Consider the following 18,244-nt stretch of genomic DNA (forward strand, 5'->3'; position numbering starts at 1 on the left):
ATCGACAGGAGGTGTCGGCCTGTGGGCCGGACTTGCGTGGCGCGGTTGACTCGGGTGGAGTGCGGTGGGCGGAACACCTCCTGTCCATATGTACGGTGAGAAGGGATCGAGCATGCTGTTCGACGGATTGACGACAGCGCATGTGGCGGATGCCTGTCTCCGGGCCGGTGTGCCGGTGCGGACCGCGTCGCTGACGGCTGTGGTCGGAGGCCGGGTGGCCGGGCGCGTGTTGCCGGCGCAGCATGTGGGCAGTGTCGACGTCTTCTTGGAGGCGTTCGAGTCGGCCGAGGACGGCGACGTACTGGTTGTGGACAACGGCGGACGGCGGGACGAGGCGTGCGTGGGCGACCTGGTCGCGCTCGAGGCCAAGGCCGCCGGACTCGCAGGGATCGTGATCTGGGGACTGCATCGCGACACGGTCGACATCACGGCGATCGGGCTGCCGGTGTTCAGCCTCGGCGCGATGCCGACCGGGCCGTTGCGGCTCGACCCGCAACCGGACGACGCATTGTCCACGGCAACTATCGGGGACTGGTCGGTGAGCCGGGACGACGTCGTACTGGGTGACGAGGACGGTGTGGTCTTCGTGCCGGCCGATCGGGTCGACGAGGTGACCGGGCTGGCCGAGTCCATCCGCGACACCGAACATCGGCAGGCGGCCGAGATCCGGGCTGGACGGTCGTTGCGGGTGCAGGTTCGGTTCGCGGACTACCTGACAGCGCGGGCGACAGATCCCTCACTGACTTTCCGGCAACATCTACGCGCAGTTCGAGGAGCGATCGAGGAATGAGCACCGCGGATGCCGCAGGCACCTGGAAGCTGGGCGACGTCACCGTCAACCGGATGGGTTTCGGAGCCATGCGGATCACCCCGAACCCGGATCGTCAGGTGGCGATCCGGGTACTGCGACGAGCGGTCGAGCTCGGCGTCAACCACATCGACACGGCCGCGTTCTACTGTTCACCGGGCGGGACGCTCAGGGTCGGCGACGGCGAAGCGCGCTATGCCAACGAGCTGATCCGCGAAGCCTTGGCGCCGTACCCCGATGAGCTCGTCATCACCACGAAGGTCGGGCCGGGCGAGGCCCCGGAGCGCGGTTTCTACCATGCGACAACCGCGGCCGAGTTGCGGACGCAGGTCGAGACGAACCTGCGCCAGCTCGGCCTCGACCGCCTCGACGTGGTGAACCTGCGCATCATGAAGAAGGAGGCGGGCGCCGACTCGATCGCCGACCGGTTCGGGGCGCTCGCTGACCTGCGGGACGCCGGACTGATCCGGCAGCTCGGGGTGTCGAACGTGCGCGCCGACCACCTGGACGAGGCGCTGGCGATCGCGCCGGTGGTGTGCGTGCAGAACAGCTACGCCATCGACCTGCGCCGCGAAGAGGACGCGCTGATCCGGCTGTGCGCCGAGCGGGACATCGCCTACGTACCGTTCTTCGCGATCGCCGGCGCGGAGCGTGAGAGCGGCGCGACACCGGAGGACTCGTCCGCTGTCGAGGCGATCGCCAGCCAGCACGGCGTCTCGCCTCAACAGATCCGCCTTGCGTGGACTCTGCATCAAGGCGCGAACGTCCTGGCGATCCCGGGCACCGGGAATCCCGCCCACCTCGAGGAGAACATCGCCGCCGGCGCCATCCGGTTGTCGCCTGCGGAGCTAGCGGCGCTGGGCTGACTAGCTGACCGCGGCCCGCACTGCGGGGACGACCTCCTGCGCCCACCTCGCGACCTGGACGTCGTACGCGTCGGCGCCTCGCGGGAACAGGGTGAACCCGGCAGCGCCGTGCTCGAGGATCGCGCCGGTGAGTTCCTCGATCCACTGCGCGGGGGAACCGCCGATCCAGCGGCCTTCGTCATCGCGGGTACGGCGAGCCGGGGAGGCGGTGAGTGCGCCGGGGAAGTTGTAGATCGTGGCGACGTCGGACGGCTTGCGGCCGACCGACAGCGCAGCGTCGTCGATGATCGGGCGGGACCAGCGGTAGCGGTCGCTCAGCCAGTCCGCTGCGCGGCCCGGGATCCAGCCGTCCGCCTGCCGGCCGGTCGCGGCGAGCGACTTCGGGCCGTTCGAGCCGGTCCAGATGAGCGGCGCGGGAACGTTCGCGGGCTTGAGCTGCGCGATCGGGTAGTGCTTGGTCGGTTCGGGGCGACCGCCGTCGGACATCGTGTGGAGGAGTTGCATCGCCTCCTCGAAGGCCTCGACCGCTTCGGCGGGCCGCAGTTCCGGTACGCCCATCGTGGTGATCCGGTCCCAAGCGCCGCCCGCGCCGAGGCCGAGGATGAACCGCCCGTCGGACAGTGCCGCGAGGGACGTCGCCGTACGTGCAAGCACCGGGGCCGGGCGCAGCGGGAGGTTGGTGACGTTGACGAACGCGGACAGGTGCTGGGTGCGGCCGAGGAGTACGCCGATCGTCGCGTAGCCGTCGAGGAGGTCGGCGACGTACGGGTGGTCCGAGACCGAGACATGATCCAGCCCATCCCGGTCGGCCTGCGCGGCCAGGCGCAGCAGGGCGGTCGCGTCGTGGACGTCGGCCGGGGAGCCGTAGCCGAACTTGGGGGTCATGATGAGGTCTCCTTTTAGTTCGTAGACCTAAATAGTAGCGCTACGAACTATGAGATCTGCAAACTGTTTGTTGACCGGACTACCATGAGGGCATGGCCACGACGACAGCGCGGGACACGGACCTGGCCGGTGCCCTGGTCCAGACGATGCACGTGCTGCAGGACCTGTACGCCGAGACCAGCCGGCCGCTCGGCCTCACCCCGCAGCAGGCCCACCTGCTCTGCGTGCTGCTGGGCGGCCCGCTCGGGATGACCGAGCTCAGCCGCATCCTCAGCATCGAACGCTCCAGCCTGACGAGCATGGTCGACCGCCTCGAACGCCGCGACCTGGTCAGCCGGATCCCCAACCCCACCGACCGCCGGGCCTGCCAGATCGAACTGACGGCCCCCGGTCTCGCTCTTGCGCACGACGCCCACAACGGCTTCACCGAGCGCATCGGCGCGATGACCACGGGTCTGGCCGCGGCCGACCGTCGTACCCTCGCGGCGACCCTGCAGAAGATCGTCGCCGAGGCCTGAGTGCCCGGGGTCATCCGCGCTGGGGCCCGGATCGCCTACGAGGTGAGCGGTGACGGGCCGGCCGTCGTACTGGTCCGGAACAACCGGCGACCGCGGGACTTTCGGCCGGCCGACTGGCTTGCCGACCGATTCCGGGTCGTGCAGGTGCATCCGATCGGGTTCGGCGCGAGTGAGCGGCCGGCGGAGTACGACTTCGGGAGCATCGGCGAGCAGGTGCTGGCAGTGCTCGACCACGAGGGCATCGACCGGTTCGTGGTATGGGGGTTCTCCCAGCCGGCCTGCATGGCGGCGATCGTCGCGCGCTCGACGAGCCGCGCGGCGGGACTCATCATGGGCGGAGTCGCGCCGATCGGATTCCCGACCGACGGCGACATGCGCCGGATGGAACGGGAGCCTCGGCTACCCCGCCCGCCGTTGGAGTTCTGGCGCGCCTACCGATCCCATGACTGGCACCACGAGCTCAGGTGCTTCACCGGCACCAAGATCGTGTACGTCGGGACTGCGGACCAGGCGATCAAGCGGGTCCGGCGCCTGAAGCCGGTCCTCCGAGGCATCGGCTGCGTGTGTCTGGAGTTCGAGCGACTCGACCACGCAGCGTCTTCTCTGGGCGTGGACACACCGGATGGCCGGCTGATCGTCGAGGCCGTGGTGGATCACCTGCCCGACGAGTGGTGAGGTCAGCGGCGGCCGCCGAACTCCCACGGGAGGACTTCGGCGTCGGGTGCCTCGACCAGAACCGCGGCTGCTTCAGGCTGGGGAGCTTCGACGAGCGCGGCGCGGCCCAGGTGTTTGCCGGCGTCCAGGCTGAGGAGGTCGCCGTACATGATGAGGTGCGGTGAGGTGAGAGGCCGGGGCTCGTCGTCGGTGATCACGAGGTAGCGGTTGTACCCCTCGACCGCGTTCGCGAAGTCCCACATGGTGCTGCCGACGTGCTTGCGGAATCGGTGGATCAAGACCGAGTCGAAGGCACCGGCGCGGTAGTACGGCTCGTCGTACGCGAAGGTGTGGACAGCCTCGTCGTCCGGCAGATCGACGATGTGCAGGCTGCCGGTGGTTTCCTCGCCGTCCGCAGTCAGCGTGGGACCACGGGCGACGAGTTCCTCCGCGTACCGATCCATGAACGCCCAGTGCTCCTCGTTGAGGTTCACCTTGACGTCGTACCCACCGACCCGGTCCCGTCCGTACACGAAGTACTCCACGGGACCGGACCTTAGCCGGTCAGGAGTTCGCCGCCAGATGAAGTCGGAGGATCGAGTCGTAGTCGACGATCTCGATGGCGGCGTCCGTCACGTCGGCGGGGTTGACCGTGTCCTGGGTGCCGATCACCAGCAGCTTGCGCGGGTCGCTGACGTCGACGCCGTACTTCGTCTGGGCGAAGGCACGGTGCTCGGGGGACGTGAAGTAGTCCGCGTAGCGAGCGAGGGCGGCCGCGCCGTCGTGCACCGGGGTCGTGCGGTGGTGCTTCTTGCCCTCCAGCAGCGGGAGACCGAGGTCGCCGACGATGTGATTGCCGTCCGCGGTCTCGAGGATGAAGTCCGGCTGCAGCGCGTCGCCGTCCTCCTGCCGCTCGAGGAACGGCCGGCGGATCAGCCGGGTCGCGTCGAACGCCGACAACAGGATGCTCTCGTTGTCCTCGAGGAACTGGTCGACGGTCGAGTCCGGCAGGCCGTGTCCGAGGTACGTGCTGGCGAACGGGGAACCCTTCAGATCCAGATCGCCCACCGGCACGCTCAGGGTGCCGATCGGGTCGAGGTGGTCCGCGGCCTGGGCGTAGTTCCGCAGGAAGGAGAGGTACTTGTCGGCCGGCTCGGAGCGGTGGATCGCCAGCGCGAAGAACGTCCAGTGGACCCGGATCGATGCGCCGACGGTGTGCACCAGCAGGACCCGGTCGAACGTCGAGTAGTTGCCCGGCGCGAACTGCAGGATCTGCTCGCCCGGCCCGGTGAACTCGTTGCCGAGCATCTTGTCCGCACCCGGGAACCGATCCACCAGCTCCCGCCGGCCGACCTCGGTCGCGACGGTGGCGTCCTTGAACAGGTTCTCCCCCGGCAGCGTGACGACCGCCGCACCATCACCGAGCCCGAAGTACTCCTCGACGCTCGCCGCCTTCCGTCGCCGTACCTCGAGCGACCGGTACTCCCGGCTCACCCCGACCAACTCCACGATGTTCCAGTCCGGGGTCTCCGTCAGCACCATCATCCGCGGAAACAGCAACGGCCCCGGCAGCTCGTTCCGGTGACTCCCGGCCAGGTGCTCCCCCACCCCCTTGAGGTGCTCCCCCCAGAACTGACCATTCACCTTCACGAACTCAGTGGGCTTCATCGCCTGCTCTCTCCTCGGGTCATGCGCCGTCTCAACAACCAACTCCCGGCCGCTCCACCCATATTCCCTCGGTCAGCGTGGCAGCAGCACACCGCGGTCCCGGAGCACGTGAGTGACCGGCCCGGACAGTTCGGCGTACACCAGCGCCTCGTCGACGCTGGAGAACCCGGCGGTGAACAGCTCACGCGCGGACACGAGGCGCTCAGCCTCTTGCGTCGTGAGCCCGCAGGCGGCGACGAGGAGTCCGGCGGGTGCGGTGTTGAGATCGATGAGCCCCCCGTCGTCGTAGCTGCGCGGCCGATCCGGGCGGCCGATGTTGAGGTCCCGCGCAAGCATCGGGTCTCTCTCGAGAAGTGCACGCGCAGTGTTCCGGCGCTCCCGGGCGGCCAAGGCCTGGGCTACAGCCGGGTCCGTGCCGGGCGGAATGACGAACCGTGAGGGCTCCGCGAGTCCGTACACAGCTCGCCGCACCGGGCGTAGTTGTACGCACGCGACAACGACCATCGCGATCGCAAGTAGCGCGAAGACGGTCGACAGCGCATTGCCGACTGCCCCCCGAGGATCGCCGTTCGCGTCGGTCGGTGTAGCGCTCGATAAGGCTACGAGGACCACGGCGGCCACGCCGTAGAGGGCCGCGCGCCGACGCAAACGGCGGTCGCTCAGCCTGGTCGCGGCGTGCAGGAACGGCGCCCAGGCGAACAGCCCGGCGGTCACGATGGTCACCCAGTAGTACCAGGCGCCCCTGCCGCCCATCCGATGCAGGATCTGCCTCATCGGACACCTCGCGCAGACCGACCGGCGCGACACAACTCAAACCACTTCATGATTCCCCCCACGTTGTTCTTCCCCTCCAGCCCCGACCTACTAATCGCGCCCCGCCGCGTTCTGTTACGCAGCGGGTGGCATCCCGCCTCCGAGAGGGGATGCCACCCGCCATGTCACCGCACCGGCCTAGCGGTCAGTTCATTCCTCCCACTGGAACTGCCAGCCCAGAGCGCAGGGCCACTCGGGGGCGCAAGTCGTGTTCGGATCCTGGTACCAGACGTCGGACACCGCGTACCCGTAGTGCCGGTACACGTTCTGCTTCTGAATGCACTCGTCCTGGCTCGCACAGGTGAGGGTGTGGATGGTCTGCGTCTGCGCCTGGGCCACCGTCGCGCCGCCCGCAACCACAGCCACCGCGGCCGCGCCCATCGCAACCATTCGCCCGATCGATCTCACGCAGTATCTGCCTTTCCTGTCAAATATATAGTTGCCCAATGCAACTCTCGCTCACGCTAGTACCAGCCGCGACGACCAGGCAAACGATTCGATCCAGCAGAAATAGCGTTTAGCGAGTGAGTGCCGTGGGCAACGACCAGACGTGGACTATCCGCGACTGGCTGACAGCTAGCATGAGTACGACGTACAGGCGTGCGCCTTCGGCTGAGCGTTCGATGCCAGGCCATGCTGACGAGCCCTCCGAGCGCGCACCTGGGCTCCGGCTGGCCGTCAGCGCTGTTGCGGCGCTGGTCCAATCGCCATGGATACAAGGTCGAATGGTCCGTGCCGGGCCTGACGACCTAGGTTTCAGAGCCTCCGGTCACAGATCTGGTCACACCAATCGACGGCCTCACAACTGGACAGAGCCTAGGACCCCTTGACCGCCTTGGTGGCGAAGTAGCCAGGCAGCCAGCCGGCCGTCACCTCCGAGTGGTGTGGCGCCTCGGCGAAGCTGGTGATGGCGAACCCCGCGGCGGTCTGCCCGCCGATCTGCTCGGTGAGCGTGTGGCTGTACTCCAGCGGCGAGTCGGCGCCCCACAGCCGCTCCCGCTCGCCTGGCTCCAGATGGGTGACGTCGCTGTACGGCAGGCGGTGCCGCACGACCAGCTCGCCGCGCGTGTCCATCGCGTCCGCGTCGAACAGGTAGACGTCCGGGTTGACGAAGCCGGACAGCAGCGTGCCGCCCGGCCGCAGCACGCGGTGGCACTCCCGCCAGACCGGGGCCAGTTCGGGGATGAAGAGGTTGGAGACCGGGTGCACGACCAGGTCGAACGAGGCGTCCGGGAACCCGCTCAGGTCGCGCGCGTCGCCGAGCACGGTACGCACGTCGAGCCCTTCCCGCGCGGCGACCATCTCGTCCTGCGCGAGCTGGCCGGGCGAGTTGTCGAAGACGGTCACCCGCGCGCCGGCCGCGGCGAGCACCGGACCCTGCTGCCCGCCACCGGAGGCGAGGCAGAGCACGTCGCAGGCGGCGATGTCCGGAGGAAACCAGGTCGGGTCGACTGGCTCGTACCCCATGAGGACGATGGACCACTCACCGGCCCGCGCCTTCGCGACCACCTCGGGTGTCACCGGCCGCGACCACTCGTTGCCCTTCTCCACCTCACGGTCCCAGGCGCGACGGTTGTGGGCGACAGGATCTGTGTGCGGCTCGCTCATGCGCCGAATGCTAGCCTCGCCGACCTCCCGCCTCCGCAAGAGGCCCTCTGAGCTGCGTTTTCGCAGGTCAGAGGCTCTTTTGGTGCTGGTGGCGGGTGCAGGGTTCGAACCTGCGTAGGCATACTCCGGCAGATTTACAGAGTCCGCGTTGGTCGTCTCTCACCTGGGAACAGCCAACCTGACGGCATCGCAGACATGACCTCGACGAGCGGCACCACGGCAGCTCCCAACAGCACGGGCCGATTCTTCGCAGCCGCGATGCTTGGCGACTAGACCTCCGCGCCAGAAGATCTGTCCGAGCGAGCTGGATTCGCCTTGCGATGGTCGTCAGGCAGCCTCACTGGCGTCAGGCCCATTTGTCGTGCTCGTACTCGCATCCCACAGTCGTCCGTCAGGACACGAACTCCGGTCTGCGGACAGAGGCCGCCCAGATCTCCCTTGACTCGAAACGCTCGAGGCCGCGGGATCGACGTCGTGGCTCCACGCGACTTCCTCGCTCAGTGGGGCTTCGTCGACGGCACTGCGTGAACATCGTCAACAGGAATTAGTGCGGAGCAGACCGAGGGCACCTGACACGAGACGAGGTCGTGCGATCGCTGGGTTATGAGCCCGGGCGGTGTCTCAGCGGCAACGGCAGGTACCGAGAACTGCATGTACTCGGCCTGATCGCCGTCCAGTTGGTCTCATGCGTCTCATCCGATCGACCAACTCCCGGAACGCCTTGGGTACGGATCTGGGTACGTGAACTGGCAGTGTCCAGCCGGGTGCGACCGCTTCCATGCCATGGATTTCACGTGCGTTGCGGGCAGTTTGGCTGCCGCCTTTCATTCGAGTCCACTAACGTCCAGTGCTGTCCTGACCGGCGTGGGGTCGTTGCCTCCCAGTTTGCCTCCCGAAAGGCTCTGCCCGACCTGCACTCTCTGGGTTATGAGTCGCCCTGATGGAAGGGGCTCGGGCCCGCCGACGAACGTCTGCGCTTGACTGCAGGCTAGAAACCGTTGCCGATCTGAGTTCCTTGGAAGCCTGTTTCAAAGCCCAGTGTCCCCGTCGGATCCTGTTCGCCGTTACCCTCGTACCGCCAAAACAGGAGGTCGCCGTTTTCCTTGACTCCATAGAAAATCCGAGCGCGTCCGCCCTGGTCGGTCGATCCGCCGAAGAGGTGCCGGAAGTCCGTGAAGCCACGACCGATGTGGTTTCCCGAATTGTTCCCAGGTTCCGTAAAGCCGTTGGCCCCTGTTGGGTCCTGCTCGCCCTGGCCGGTGTACTGGAACCAGAGCAAGTCGCCGTTCTCCGGGACGGCGAGAAACGCACCGCCGCCAACGCCCACGATGTGGCGGAAGTTCCGAAAGCCTCGGCCAATCTGATTTCCCTGGTTAGGTCCCTCGAAGCCTAGTGTCCCGGTCGGGTCAGGTTCCCCGTTGCCGCTGTACCGGAAGAAAAGCAAGTCGCCGGCTTCGTTTACCAGGAAAATTGTCATCCCCGTGGCGTGGCCCTCACGAGGCGAAACGAAAACGTGAGGGAAGCTGTGAAAGCCGTTGCCGATCACGGTGCCCTGGTTAGGTCCTTCGAAGCCAAGCGTGCCTGTCTCGTCTTGCTCACCGTTACCGGTGTACTGAAAAAAGGTCAGGTCGCCGTTGGGCTGGATCGCAAGAATGATCCCATCGCCGCCTCCGAGCATGCGCAGCATGCTTCCAAAACCACGGCCGATCTGGTTCCCCGAGTTGTTTCCGGGCCCCGTGAAGCCCTTCGCCCCCGTTGGGTCCGGCTCGCCTCTGCCGGTGTAGTGCCAAAAGAGCAATGCGCCTGTGTCCTCATTAACGCTGAAGGACCTACCGATGAGGGGAAGCCCGCTGTCGACGGGCGTGGTGCCGTTTCCCCCATAGAAGATGTGTTTCATGCTCATTTCCCGCCCCCTCCTGATGGACACACGTCCATGCCGCCCCTACTTGTCGACCGTACTCTTACCCCGGATCTTTCGCGAGCGGTCGCTGTCGGCTGGAGGCCGGCGTTCGGGCTGATTCTGACAGGCTGGTACGACGGTGACCCGAGTTGTCATTTCGGGTGGACGCCCCGCGCGGCCAACGGTCGACGCTCAGGCCAGTCGGTGAGCGTCACACCCATACCGATAGGGCTAGCGTTCGACTTGGTGTGACCTCGAGTGGTCGGCAGTTCTGCTGCCGGCGGCGGGGGGCAGAACGGGAACCTGCGACCAGTGGGGTTATGAGTAGACCTGACGGTGTCTCAGGGCGCATCCGCGTCCTTTGACACCACCCGCGCCAGTCGCAGCGAGGGTCGAGAGTTGTGAACCGCGAGGTTGGGTGGCGAGATTGCTGACAGAATTTCAGGAACATGCACCAACACTGAAGTTCTGGAGGAACGGAACTTTTCCCCAGTACCCGCACAAGCAGACTTCTCTGGGTTCTGGTACTACAGCCGTAGATCGTTACGTCCGCGGTTCGCGGGCCGCTTGCGACAGATGATTGCAGCGTGGTCATTCGCTGGAACTGAGCTTGCCGTCGCCGACACCAGGCGGCTGGAACCGGACCGACCTCGACGCCTCACGGGTTCGTGTCCGACGACGGTACGCTCTGCGGCTATGGCGATCGAGACGGACGCAGACGCGATCATGTTGCGGTGGACGCCGGAGAAGGAGGACCTGCGGGAGCTGGCGCGCCGGCCGGCCTATCGGCGGCAGATGGTCAAGCCGATGGCTGTTGCCACGATCCTGCTCGCCGTGGGCCTGATTCTGAAGCTGACCGTCCTCGCCGTCGTGGGCGGCGTACTGCTCCTGTTGCTTGGCCTGCTGTCAGGGCGAGCCCGGCAACTGCGGTGGAACAACGACCCGCTCGTGCAGGATCCAGTCGAGTATGTGGCCGACAAGCGGGTCTGTCCCGCCGGCAGCAGGACCTCGAGTGCTGGTGGGGATGGTCCCGGATCCGCGACGTCGAGGAGAGCAGCCGTGCATTCATCCTCAGGCTGGGGATAGGGCGTCCATCCGACGGGCCCTTCCTGATCCTGCCGAAGCGTGGACTGGCCAGCGCGGCTGACGAGACCCGTCTGCGCGAGCTACTGGACGCCCAGGTACGGCGCCGCCAGACCTCCTAGCGGCACGTGTCGATCCATAACGATCTAAGGCTGTAGTACTAGCCGCGCGGATCAACGTCCCTGCGGACTCATGACCTAGGGTGCAGCGGCACTGCAGCCGCGCCGTTCAGGTCATCGGCGCAAGCGGCGGGCGGTGACCTGACCCTCCGAGGCTGCGGTGCAGCGCGGGCGTCGTCTGACCGCCGTCCACCTCGGCGCGTGGGAGGACCGGGCCCAGGCAGCCCGCCCGGTGAGCGCGGCGGACTTCGACACGTATTCGACAGGGACACCCGTAGATCGCCGTAGCTAGCCGGACACAGCAAGAGAGCCCCTGAGCTGCGTTTTCGCAGGTCAGAGGCTCTTTTGGTGCTGGTGGCGGGTGCAGGGTTCGAACCTGCGTAGGCATACGCCGACAGATTTACAGTCTGCTCCCTTTGGCCGCTCGGGCAACCCGCCAGGGTGCTGCCGGTTCGTGAACCGGCGTGGGAGACGATACAACAGACAGTGCCCCTGACAGCAAATCGGAAAGGATGTGCCCATGGCTTCGGAGTCCTCCTTCGACATCGTGAACAAGGTCGACCGTCAGGAGGTGGACAACGCCGTGAACCAGGCGGCGAAGGAGATCAGCCAGCGGTTCGACTTCAAGAACGTGGACGCCGGGATCAAGTTGTCCGGTGAGGCGATCGACATGCAGGCGAACACCGAGGAGCGGGTGAACGCCGTACTGGACGTGTTCAAGGACAAGCTGGTCAAGCGGCAGATCTCGCTCAAGGGTCTGGAGACGGACGAGCCGAAGCTGTCGGGGAAGATCTACAAGATCAACGCCTCGATCAGCGCCGGCATCACCCAGGAGAACGCGAAGAAGCTGTCCAAGCTGATCCGCGACGAGGGCCCGAAGGGCGTCAAGGCGCAGATCCAGGGCGAGGAACTACGGGTCTCCAGCAAGAGCCGCGACGACCTGCAGTCGGTCCAGGCGCTGATCAAGGGCCAGGACCTCGACTTCGCCGTCCAGTTCGTCAACTACCGCTGAGCCTCCGTACGCCGCCTCGTCCGCAAGACGCCGCGGTACGGCGCCCCGCGCGACGTCGTACCGGCGAGCAGGCGGGATCTACCATTGCCCCTGGTGAGATCCGAGCGGCCCCGGGCCGCCGCGTCTGCCTTGACGGAAGGTCCTCCGGCGGACGTGCGCTCCGCCCGCCCGCGTCGCCCTGAGTGGTGGAGGGGGGTGAGCCGCATGACCGGAACCCTCCCGAGGCCTGGTGCCGAGATCGACGTCGTCGTCACGTCGTCGAAGCCGTTCGGCCTGTTTGTCGAGACGGAGCCGGGCGTGCCTGGTCTCGTCCGCGGAGCCGGTGCCGAGGTCGGCACCGTCGTACGCGTGCGTGTGACCGAGTACGACGCCGTCGAGTCCCGCTTCAGCGCGACACCAGCCTGACCGTCGCGACGCCGGCCCGGCAGTCGTGATACCGGCCTGACAGTCAGCCCGGTAATCGGGTCGCTTCGGCGGGCGGTGGCCGGGCATGCTGGCGGGCGTGGGAGACACGTTGATGCGGCGGTGGCTGGCCGAGGACTTCGGGCTGGATGTGGTGGAACTCTCACCCGTGGCCCACGGGGCGGACATCGCCGCGCAGGTGTGGAAGGCGAGTACGGCGACCAACACGTACGCCGTGAAGTGGAGCGGCGCCGGCACGAACACCGGCCACCAGGTGGCTGCGTTCCTGGCGGACAGCGGGCTTCCGGGCGTCCCGGAGATGATCCGTACGACGGACAGCGGCCTGTGGAGCGTCCACGCGAAGAAGCGGCTCACGATCACGCCGTGGATCAACGGCGTACGCGCGGCCGAGACCGGGCTGACGAACGAGCAGTGGACGCAGTACGGCGTACTCCTCCGGCGGGTCCATGACGCGGAGCCGCCGCCCAGGCTGCGGGATGCGCTGCCCAAGCACAGTCACATCGACGCGCGGGTCCCGGCGATCGCCGAGAAGCTGCAAACAAGGCTCGCCACGCAGGCGCCGGAGGACGAGATCGAGGAGGAGTTGGGGGCGGTCTGGAAGGAGCACGAGGACACGATCACGCACCTGCTGACCGCGCGGCCGCCGGAGCCGGCCGGTCCCCGGGTGATCTGCCACGGCGACCCGCATCTCGGCAACGTTCTCGTCGACGACGACCTGCATCTGATCGACTGGGACGATGTGATCCTCGCCCCGCGCGAGCAGGACCTGATGTTCATGCTCGGCGGCATGGGCGACGTCGGCCCCACCCGCCCCGAGCACCTCGACGCCTTCCTCACCGGCTACGGCCCGCACACCATCGACGACGAGGGCGTCCGCTACTACCGCCACGTCCGAGCCTTCGAGGACGTCTTCAGCTGGGCCGACCAAGCCATCACCGGCCCCGACAAGTCCTACGCCCTCCAAGTAGCCAAAGGCATCCTCACCAAAGGCCTGGCCGCTCTCGCGATGAGCTAGGCGTGGCGCAGCCAGACGTTGGGTTCTGTGTAGAGGCCCTGGTTGGTGGTGTGGTTGATGTCGAGGGTTGTCAGGCCGGCGGGGATTACGTACGTGCCGGAGGAGGGGAAGGGCATGCTGGTCCACTTCTCCCACTCCGCGACGGTGCCGGTCATGGTTTGGGAGGCGGTCGCCGGCGCGAGCAACTCCGCGCCCAGGCGGACGTGGGTGCGGAGCCACGGGTCGAGTGGGAGACCGTCTTTGCGGGTCCAGGTCATGAAGGTTTCGATCGGGGTCAGTGGATAGCTTGACTTCAACGTCGGGCGGACCGGGGCGATCACCTGACGCAGGCCGCCGGCGACCGCGCGGTCGCGGACGGAGGTGATGACCCGGCCGGCGTGGCCGCGCCCCTGTTCGTCGGAGCGTACGGCGGCCGCCATCAGTACAAAGGTGTTCGGTACGACGCCCTCCTCATACCCGAGAACCGAACGCACCAGGGAATCCGTGAACCCGCCGGGAAGATCCTCGACGGTCCCGTCCCACGCGAGCGGCACACCCCAGCACCCCGCGATGAGCCGCTCGTCGTCGGACACGAGATAGAACTCCCACTCCGGGAAGTACTCCTGCCGCCGATCGATGTACTTCCGCACCTCGACGTCATGGAAGATGAACTCCGGCCACTCCTCCGCGAAGCGCTCAGCGGCCTCCTCGTCGTACTGCGGTGCCTGCGCGACCGGGATCAGCTCATACATGTTCGGCACGCTAGCCCGCCAGCAGGGCACTGGCCACCGCATTGGCGCCGAGCAACGACGCCAACCGCGTTAATGCCGGGCAGCGATCCACCTGGCGACCTGGGTGCCCAAGGTGTCGCCGTCGTTCATGGAGTGGCGGAAATGCAGGCCGGAGAGGATGCGCGCCTCGCGGACGTCGCTGCGTACGGCGGACAGGTCCGGGTACACGCGACCGGCGTACGCGGGTTGCTCCGGCCGCACATCGTCGAGATCGGCCGCGCCCACGAACGCCGCCGGGCCGGGGTACCGGACCTGACCTGCCGTCAGCTGCAGCTGCTCCGCCTGGTCGCCGACGGACACAGCAACACCCAGATCGCGCACCGGCTGTTTGTTGCCGAGGGCACCGTTCGCAAGCATCTGGAGAACATCTACGAACGGCTCGGAGTGACCAGCCGAACGGCAGCGGTCGCGACCGCCTTTGCGGTCACCCACTCTGCCTAGCCGGTCGGGCCTGCCGTCCGCACGGCGCGCGGGGAGCCGCCGAGTTCGCGGCGGCAGGTCTTGTTGAAGGCCTGCAGGTCGGGGATGCCGACCGAGGCGGCGACGGCCGGGATCGACAGGGTCGAGGAGACCAGGAGATGACGGGCGCGGCCCATGCGACGACCGCGGATGTAGGCGATGACGGTCTGCCCGGTCTCGGTCTGGAACAGGCGGGTCAGGTGGTTGTGCGAGACGCCGGCGAGGCGGGCCAGGGTGGGGACGGTGAGCGGCTGGGCGAGGTTGGCCTCGATGTAGGCGATGGCGGTGGCGACCGCCGGGTGGCGAGCGTCGCCCTCGGTGGTCGCGGCGGTCAGGTCGACGATGCGCCACAGTGCGGTCCACACCTCGGCCGTCGTACGCGACGATCCTGAGGGCGACGCCTCGACGGCCCAGCGCAGCAGGTCCGACAGCATCGGCGCGGCCGCGCCCGCGTCCTGTACGACGGGCAGGTACGACGGCTCGCCCGCCACGACCGGCCGAAAGTGGGCGTACAAGTGCTCGGACCGTCCCCGGTAATCGAACTGCACCTGCGACCCGGCCGGTGTCAGCGACACGTATCCGGGCGCCACGGAGTACGTCGTACCCGCGAGGGTGAGATCGGCGGAGTACGAGTACAGATGCAGTTGCCACAGGTCCGGCAGCCGGAACACATCCCGCAGGCTGCGCACCCCGTGGATGCCCACCCCGACGTTCACCACCTCCGGCGGCTCTGCCAGGTGCAGCTGGATCATGGTGAGAAATTACCACCAGTGGTGAACACAGCCAACGCGTTGCAACGTAGAAGGAATCTAGCCTGGTGGAGTAGTTACCACTACCCCCGAGAGGGAGTCTCATGCCCCACCCGCATCAGAAGAACCTGCTCACCTCGGTTCAGATGGCGCATTTCGTGGCCACCGGGTCGTTCCGGATGGACGCCGTGGTCCCCGACGAGATGAACCAGCAGGCGCTCGAGGTCCTGAAGGCCGGCATCCCCGGCGTCCCGTACGGCACCCCGCTGTCGGAGGCGTTCGCGGACAGCGAGTTCGTCCAGCGGCTGGTGCAGCTGCCGGAGGTCGCCGGTGCGATCCACAGCCTGGTCGGGCCGGAGCCGACCGTCGACCACCACGCCGTGCACATCCGCAAGGCGAACGAGGGCGAGGCGCAGAACCTGCACGGTGACGCGATCATCGACGTCCGCCCGGACGCGTTCGACGTACAGCTGATGTACTACCCGCAGGACGTGACGCTCGAGATGGGCGGCACGCTCAGCGTGCCCGGCAGCCACCTGCGCCGGACCAACGAGTCCGACACCGGCCGCTACCAGAACCTGCTCGGCCAGACCCGGCTGGTGTGCCCGGCCGGCACCGTGCAGTTCCTGCACCACGGCATCTGGCACGGCGGCCGCAAGAACGACAGCGCCATCGACCGCTACATGTTCAAGATCCGGTTCAACCCGACCGTCCGCCAGGTCCGGCTCTGGAACGTCGAGGACCTGTACGACCCGGAGGTCGCGCGCGAGCTGGACCAGTCGTTCCCCTGGTACGAGAACGCCACCGGCCGGCTGGAGAAGTACAACCGGATCAAGCTGTGGCAGGCGCTCACCGGCGACGACACCTTCGACCCGGAGTTCTGGGTCACCCGAGTGTCGAACCGCCCGCAACGGGTGGTCGCCCAGCGCAGCATGAACCCGCACGCCACGAAGAAGGAGATGGCATGACCGCCCCCGCCACCAGCGCCGCCCCCGCCGAGACCGGCCAGGCGGTCCGCCAGCAGGTCCTGGTCCTTTACCTGGCGTCCTCCGCGCTGGACGCCCGCGTGGTCGGCTGGTCGACGTACGACGGAACCGGAGCGACCCACCCGACCACGGGTGACAGCGACGTCCCGCCGTACGCGAGTGGTCTGGACGCCCTGAAGGACGGCTGGCGCCTCTTCCAGGCCGCCCAGCTCCTGCCGCCGTTCCCAGGACACGAGTACGACGTCTCGTTCCTCAAGCACGAGTTCTTCTTCGAGAAGCTCGTCACGGTGTGAACAGGCCGTGCTGCATCGCGAACAGCGCGGCACCGGCTCGGGTGGACACGCCGAGCTTGCCGTAGATGTGCTGGACGTGATGCTCAGCGGTACGGCGTGACACCACCAGCTCGCGCGCGATCTCCGCATTGGACGAGCCACGTGAGAGCAGACGCAGTACGTCGACCTCCCGCTCGGTGAGGCCGGCCGGACGGCTCATGCGGCCGGGCACCTGGTGCCCGGCCGCTCCGAGCACAGCCTTCACGCAGTCGGCGTCCAGCCTGCCGGCCGCTGCCTCAGCCAGGACGATCTCCGCAGCCCTGTCCGGCGAGTGCGCGGCCCGGTGTGGCCGGTCCTGAGTCAATGCCTGATAGCAGTCGGCCGCAGCGAGGATCCGCGCCGCTGTCGACAACTCGCCGCCCTTGACCTGGCGCGGATAGCCGGTGCCGTCGATCCGCTCGTGGTGGAGAGCGGCCAGTGCGGCGACAGGCTCGAGTACCGCGGACCGCGCGAGGATCCGCTCGGACCGGTACGGGTGCAGGCGCACCTGCTCCCAGTCGGCGCGGCGCAACTCACCAGGCCGCTCCCAGACACTCGTCGGTACGGCGACCCGCCCGAGGTCGTGCAGGAGCGCGGCCCGTCGCAGGGTTGCCCGGTCGGCGTCGTCCAGATGCAGCAGCCGCGCAGCCTCGTCGGCCAACGTCGCCACTCCGGTCGAGTGACCGAACAGGTACGGCGACTTGAGGTCGACGAAGTAGGCGAAGGTCCGGGCCACGTCGTCAAGCTGGTCCGGCCGGATGAGTGACCAGGGGCGCGGCTCGTTGTCCAGAGTCGCTTGCCACACGTCGATCTCGGCGAGGTCGGCCAGCAGGGAGTCGTCGTACGCGGCAACCACCACCGGGTCGAGCCAGGTACCTTGGCGCCGCGTGAGCGTTGCCTGCACCGGCTCACCCAGACTGTGGAAGATGACGGCCTGGGTCGCCACCTCCGCGATCCGGGTGGCGATGTGGATCTCGGTAGCGGCCAGTCCCTTCGGCGTACCGGTGCCGTCCCAGCGCTCCAGGTTCTGGTAGAGCGCCTCGGCCACGGACGGGCCGAGGCCCAAGCGGTCGGCGAGCATGCTGCCGACCTCGCAGATCGCCCGGAGGATGTCGTCCTCCCCGGCGGCGAGGGTGCGGGCCAGGTACTGGAGGCGGCGGATGCCCGTGCCTTGGCCGATCTTCCGAAGGACTGTGAGCGACTCGCGGCGGTTGGCGACGTCGGTGCGCTCGGCGAGCGGACGGAGTTCGCCGGCCCGCGGGCCCATCCGGTGCGCCTCCTCGTGCGTCGTGGCAGTGCAACCGAGGTGGCGCAGCAGTGTCGCGTAGTAGACCGTGCGCTGGTCGGCGACGCCGAGCCTGCCCGCCAGCCTGGCAGCGACCAGGCAGCTACGGATGGACTTCTCCGGGACCTCGGCCATCGCGAGATCGAGGGTGACCGACAGCGCGCAGAGGAGCTCGGCGAGTCGCAGGTCGTCCTCCGCCATCGCGCACCTCCCCGGTCCCCTCGGAGCACACCTGCCTGTTCCGCCCGGAGATGGGCAGAACTACCGATGCTCCACTGGAGCCCGCATGGCCATTGTGGGCCTGACCGGAGG

General features: G+C 67.6%; 22 protein-coding genes and 1 tRNA gene. 11 read left to right on the forward strand and 12 right to left on the reverse strand.

Translation table 11 applies throughout. From position 1 onward, the window contains the following. Nucleotides 1–112: 112 nt before the first annotated feature. Together ACIBG5_RS16800 and ACIBG5_RS16805 are read left to right on the forward strand one after the other, a co-directional pair. Complete coding sequence (locus ACIBG5_RS16800) at nucleotides 113–790, forward strand: RraA family protein (protein WP_396392407.1); 678 nt, start codon at nucleotides 113–115, stop codon at nucleotides 788–790. Continuing rightward, nucleotides 787–1,674: an aldo/keto reductase gene (locus ACIBG5_RS16805; protein WP_396392408.1), complete on the forward strand. Its 888-nt coding sequence runs from the start codon at nucleotides 787–789 to the stop codon at nucleotides 1,672–1,674. The genes ACIBG5_RS16800 and ACIBG5_RS16805 overlap by 4 nt, the downstream gene beginning before the upstream one ends. On the opposite strand, the gene ACIBG5_RS16810 is transcribed toward ACIBG5_RS16805, so the two are convergent. Continuing rightward, the gene (locus ACIBG5_RS16810; protein WP_396392409.1) at nucleotides 1,675–2,559 is read right to left on the reverse strand and encodes an LLM class flavin-dependent oxidoreductase; all 885 of its coding nucleotides are present in this window, start codon (nucleotides 2,557–2,559) and stop codon (nucleotides 1,675–1,677) included. A 92-nt stretch (nucleotides 2,560–2,651) separates the two neighbouring features. Here ACIBG5_RS16810 and ACIBG5_RS16815 point away from each other — a divergent pair, with 92 nt between their 5' ends. Next, nucleotides 2,652–3,077 carry a MarR family winged helix-turn-helix transcriptional regulator gene (locus tag ACIBG5_RS16815; RefSeq protein WP_396392410.1) on the forward strand — a complete coding sequence of 142 codons (426 nt, stop codon included), beginning with the start codon at nucleotides 2,652–2,654 and terminating at the stop codon, nucleotides 3,075–3,077. After that, nucleotides 3,078–3,752, forward strand: coding sequence for an alpha/beta fold hydrolase (locus ACIBG5_RS16820; protein ID WP_396392411.1), 675 nt, complete (start codon nucleotides 3,078–3,080; stop codon nucleotides 3,750–3,752). It abuts the gene before it with no gap. 2 nt (nucleotides 3,753–3,754) lie between these two features. Here the strand turns inward: ACIBG5_RS16820 and ACIBG5_RS16825 are convergent, their stop codons facing one another. From ACIBG5_RS16825 to ACIBG5_RS16850, 6 genes are all read right to left on the reverse strand, one after another. Next, on the reverse strand, nucleotides 3,755–4,276 hold the full coding sequence (locus ACIBG5_RS16825) for a YciI family protein (protein ID WP_396392412.1): 522 nt from the start codon (nucleotides 4,274–4,276) through the stop codon (nucleotides 3,755–3,757). Nucleotides 4,277–4,295: 19 nt separating this feature from the next. Next, nucleotides 4,296–5,399: a hypothetical protein gene (locus ACIBG5_RS16830; RefSeq protein ID WP_396392413.1), complete on the reverse strand. Its 1,104-nt coding sequence runs from the start codon at nucleotides 5,397–5,399 to the stop codon at nucleotides 4,296–4,298. A 72-nt stretch (nucleotides 5,400–5,471) separates the two neighbouring features. Continuing rightward, complete coding sequence (locus tag ACIBG5_RS16835; protein ID WP_396392414.1) at nucleotides 5,472–6,173, reverse strand: type II secretion system protein GspK; 702 nt, start codon at nucleotides 6,171–6,173, stop codon at nucleotides 5,472–5,474. A gap of 189 nt (nucleotides 6,174–6,362) precedes the next feature. Then, complete coding sequence (locus ACIBG5_RS16840) at nucleotides 6,363–6,620, reverse strand: hypothetical protein (protein WP_396392415.1); 258 nt, start codon at nucleotides 6,618–6,620, stop codon at nucleotides 6,363–6,365. A 408-nt stretch (nucleotides 6,621–7,028) separates the two neighbouring features. After that, nucleotides 7,029–7,820, reverse strand: a complete 792-nt coding sequence (locus ACIBG5_RS16845) for a class I SAM-dependent methyltransferase (protein WP_396392416.1) — start codon at nucleotides 7,818–7,820, stop codon at nucleotides 7,029–7,031. Nucleotides 7,821–8,808: 988 nt separating this feature from the next. Beyond that, a complete protein-coding gene (locus ACIBG5_RS16850; protein ID WP_396392417.1) occupies nucleotides 8,809–9,723 on the reverse strand; it encodes a tachylectin-related carbohydrate-binding protein in 915 nt (304 codons plus the stop codon). A 693-nt stretch (nucleotides 9,724–10,416) separates the two neighbouring features. Here ACIBG5_RS16850 and ACIBG5_RS16855 point away from each other — a divergent pair. After that, the gene (locus ACIBG5_RS16855) at nucleotides 10,417–10,806 is read left to right on the forward strand and encodes a hypothetical protein (RefSeq protein WP_396392418.1); all 390 of its coding nucleotides are present in this window, start codon (nucleotides 10,417–10,419) and stop codon (nucleotides 10,804–10,806) included. A gap of 468 nt (nucleotides 10,807–11,274) precedes the next feature. On the opposite strand, the gene ACIBG5_RS16860 is transcribed toward ACIBG5_RS16855, so the two are convergent. After that, nucleotides 11,275–11,360, reverse strand: a tRNA-Tyr gene (locus ACIBG5_RS16860). An 82-nt stretch (nucleotides 11,361–11,442) separates the two neighbouring features. Here ACIBG5_RS16860 and ACIBG5_RS16865 point away from each other — a divergent pair. The 3 genes from ACIBG5_RS16865 (at nucleotide 11,443) to ACIBG5_RS16875 (ending at nucleotide 13,372) form a co-directional block, all read left to right on the forward strand. After that, nucleotides 11,443–11,934: a YajQ family cyclic di-GMP-binding protein gene (locus ACIBG5_RS16865; protein ID WP_131361200.1), complete on the forward strand. Its 492-nt coding sequence runs from the start codon at nucleotides 11,443–11,445 to the stop codon at nucleotides 11,932–11,934. A gap of 204 nt (nucleotides 11,935–12,138) precedes the next feature. Next, nucleotides 12,139–12,339: a hypothetical protein gene (locus ACIBG5_RS16870; RefSeq protein ID WP_396392419.1), complete on the forward strand. Its 201-nt coding sequence runs from the start codon at nucleotides 12,139–12,141 to the stop codon at nucleotides 12,337–12,339. Between the two features lie 97 nt (nucleotides 12,340–12,436). Beyond that, on the forward strand, nucleotides 12,437–13,372 hold the full coding sequence (locus ACIBG5_RS16875; RefSeq protein ID WP_396392420.1) for a phosphotransferase enzyme family protein: 936 nt from the start codon (nucleotides 12,437–12,439) through the stop codon (nucleotides 13,370–13,372). Here ACIBG5_RS16875 and ACIBG5_RS16880 read toward each other — a convergent pair. Further along, on the reverse strand, nucleotides 13,369–14,103 hold the full coding sequence (locus ACIBG5_RS16880) for a hypothetical protein (RefSeq protein WP_396392421.1): 735 nt from the start codon (nucleotides 14,101–14,103) through the stop codon (nucleotides 13,369–13,371). The two genes, ACIBG5_RS16875 and ACIBG5_RS16880, sit on opposite strands and share 4 nt — an antisense overlap. Before the next feature lie 69 nt (nucleotides 14,104–14,172). Continuing rightward, on the reverse strand, nucleotides 14,173–14,499 hold the full coding sequence (locus tag ACIBG5_RS16885) for a hypothetical protein (RefSeq protein ID WP_396393016.1): 327 nt from the start codon (nucleotides 14,497–14,499) through the stop codon (nucleotides 14,173–14,175). On the opposite strand from ACIBG5_RS16885, the gene ACIBG5_RS16890 reads away from it, so the two are divergent. Further along, entirely contained in the window at nucleotides 14,455–14,583 is a 129-nt protein-coding gene (locus ACIBG5_RS16890) for a LuxR C-terminal-related transcriptional regulator (protein WP_396392997.1), read from the forward strand. The genes ACIBG5_RS16885 and ACIBG5_RS16890 overlap by 45 nt on opposite strands. Here ACIBG5_RS16890 and ACIBG5_RS16895 read toward each other — a convergent pair. Then, nucleotides 14,580–15,353, reverse strand: a complete 774-nt coding sequence (locus tag ACIBG5_RS16895; RefSeq protein ID WP_396392422.1) for a helix-turn-helix domain-containing protein — start codon at nucleotides 15,351–15,353, stop codon at nucleotides 14,580–14,582. The genes ACIBG5_RS16890 and ACIBG5_RS16895 overlap by 4 nt on opposite strands. 101 nt (nucleotides 15,354–15,454) lie before the next feature. On the opposite strand from ACIBG5_RS16895, the gene ACIBG5_RS16900 reads away from it, so the two are divergent. Together ACIBG5_RS16900 and ACIBG5_RS16905 are read left to right on the forward strand one after the other, a co-directional pair. Beyond that, nucleotides 15,455–16,318 (forward strand): phytanoyl-CoA dioxygenase family protein, encoded by an 864-nt coding sequence (locus ACIBG5_RS16900; protein ID WP_396392423.1) that lies wholly within the window; start codon nucleotides 15,455–15,457, stop codon nucleotides 16,316–16,318. Then, nucleotides 16,315–16,629 carry a hypothetical protein gene (locus ACIBG5_RS16905; protein WP_396392424.1) on the forward strand — a complete coding sequence of 105 codons (315 nt, stop codon included), beginning with the start codon at nucleotides 16,315–16,317 and terminating at the stop codon, nucleotides 16,627–16,629. The genes ACIBG5_RS16900 and ACIBG5_RS16905 overlap by 4 nt, the downstream gene beginning before the upstream one ends. Here the strand turns inward: ACIBG5_RS16905 and ACIBG5_RS16910 are convergent. Beyond that, on the reverse strand, nucleotides 16,619–18,133 hold the full coding sequence (locus tag ACIBG5_RS16910) for an HD domain-containing phosphohydrolase (RefSeq protein WP_396392425.1): 1,515 nt from the start codon (nucleotides 18,131–18,133) through the stop codon (nucleotides 16,619–16,621). The two genes, ACIBG5_RS16905 and ACIBG5_RS16910, sit on opposite strands and share 11 nt — an antisense overlap. Nucleotides 18,134–18,244: the final 111 nt, after the last annotated feature.

This window comes from Kribbella sp. NPDC050241, from assembly GCF_044459685.1.
Lineage (GTDB): Bacteria > Actinomycetota > Actinomycetes > Propionibacteriales > Kribbellaceae > Kribbella.

What these genes read in the sequence shown, in the direction of transcription:
- ACIBG5_RS16910 (WP_396392425.1), bottom strand. Translation starts at nt 18,133, where the DNA reads ATGGCGGAGGACGACCTGCGACTCGCCGAGCTCCTCTGCGCGCTGTCG.
- ACIBG5_RS16905 (WP_396392424.1), top strand. Translation starts at nt 16,315, where the DNA reads ATGACCGCCCCCGCCACCAGCGCCGCCCCCGCCGAGACCGGCCAGGCG.
- ACIBG5_RS16900 (WP_396392423.1), top strand. Translation starts at nt 15,455, where the DNA reads ATGCCCCACCCGCATCAGAAGAACCTGCTCACCTCGGTTCAGATGGCG.
- ACIBG5_RS16880 (WP_396392421.1), bottom strand. Translation starts at nt 14,103, where the DNA reads ATGTATGAGCTGATCCCGGTCGCGCAGGCACCGCAGTACGACGAGGAG.
- ACIBG5_RS16870 (WP_396392419.1), top strand. Translation starts at nt 12,139, where the DNA reads ATGACCGGAACCCTCCCGAGGCCTGGTGCCGAGATCGACGTCGTCGTC.
- ACIBG5_RS16810 (WP_396392409.1), bottom strand. Translation starts at nt 2,559, where the DNA reads ATGACCCCCAAGTTCGGCTACGGCTCCCCGGCCGACGTCCACGACGCG.
- ACIBG5_RS16855 (WP_396392418.1), top strand. Translation starts at nt 10,417, where the DNA reads ATGGCGATCGAGACGGACGCAGACGCGATCATGTTGCGGTGGACGCCG.
- ACIBG5_RS16845 (WP_396392416.1), bottom strand. Translation starts at nt 7,820, where the DNA reads ATGAGCGAGCCGCACACAGATCCTGTCGCCCACAACCGTCGCGCCTGG.
- ACIBG5_RS16865 (WP_131361200.1), top strand. Translation starts at nt 11,443, where the DNA reads ATGGCTTCGGAGTCCTCCTTCGACATCGTGAACAAGGTCGACCGTCAG.
- ACIBG5_RS16800 (WP_396392407.1), top strand. Translation starts at nt 113, where the DNA reads ATGCTGTTCGACGGATTGACGACAGCGCATGTGGCGGATGCCTGTCTC.
- ACIBG5_RS16815 (WP_396392410.1), top strand. Translation starts at nt 2,652, where the DNA reads ATGGCCACGACGACAGCGCGGGACACGGACCTGGCCGGTGCCCTGGTC.
- ACIBG5_RS16850 (WP_396392417.1), bottom strand. Translation starts at nt 9,723, where the DNA reads ATGAGCATGAAACACATCTTCTATGGGGGAAACGGCACCACGCCCGTC.
- ACIBG5_RS16885 (WP_396393016.1), bottom strand. Translation starts at nt 14,499, where the DNA reads ATGCTTGCGAACGGTGCCCTCGGCAACAAACAGCCGGTGCGCGATCTG.
- ACIBG5_RS16805 (WP_396392408.1), top strand. Translation starts at nt 787, where the DNA reads ATGAGCACCGCGGATGCCGCAGGCACCTGGAAGCTGGGCGACGTCACC.
- ACIBG5_RS16895 (WP_396392422.1), bottom strand. Translation starts at nt 15,353, where the DNA reads ATGATCCAGCTGCACCTGGCAGAGCCGCCGGAGGTGGTGAACGTCGGG.
- ACIBG5_RS16830 (WP_396392413.1), bottom strand. Translation starts at nt 5,399, where the DNA reads ATGAAGCCCACTGAGTTCGTGAAGGTGAATGGTCAGTTCTGGGGGGAG.
- ACIBG5_RS16835 (WP_396392414.1), bottom strand. Translation starts at nt 6,173, where the DNA reads ATGAGGCAGATCCTGCATCGGATGGGCGGCAGGGGCGCCTGGTACTAC.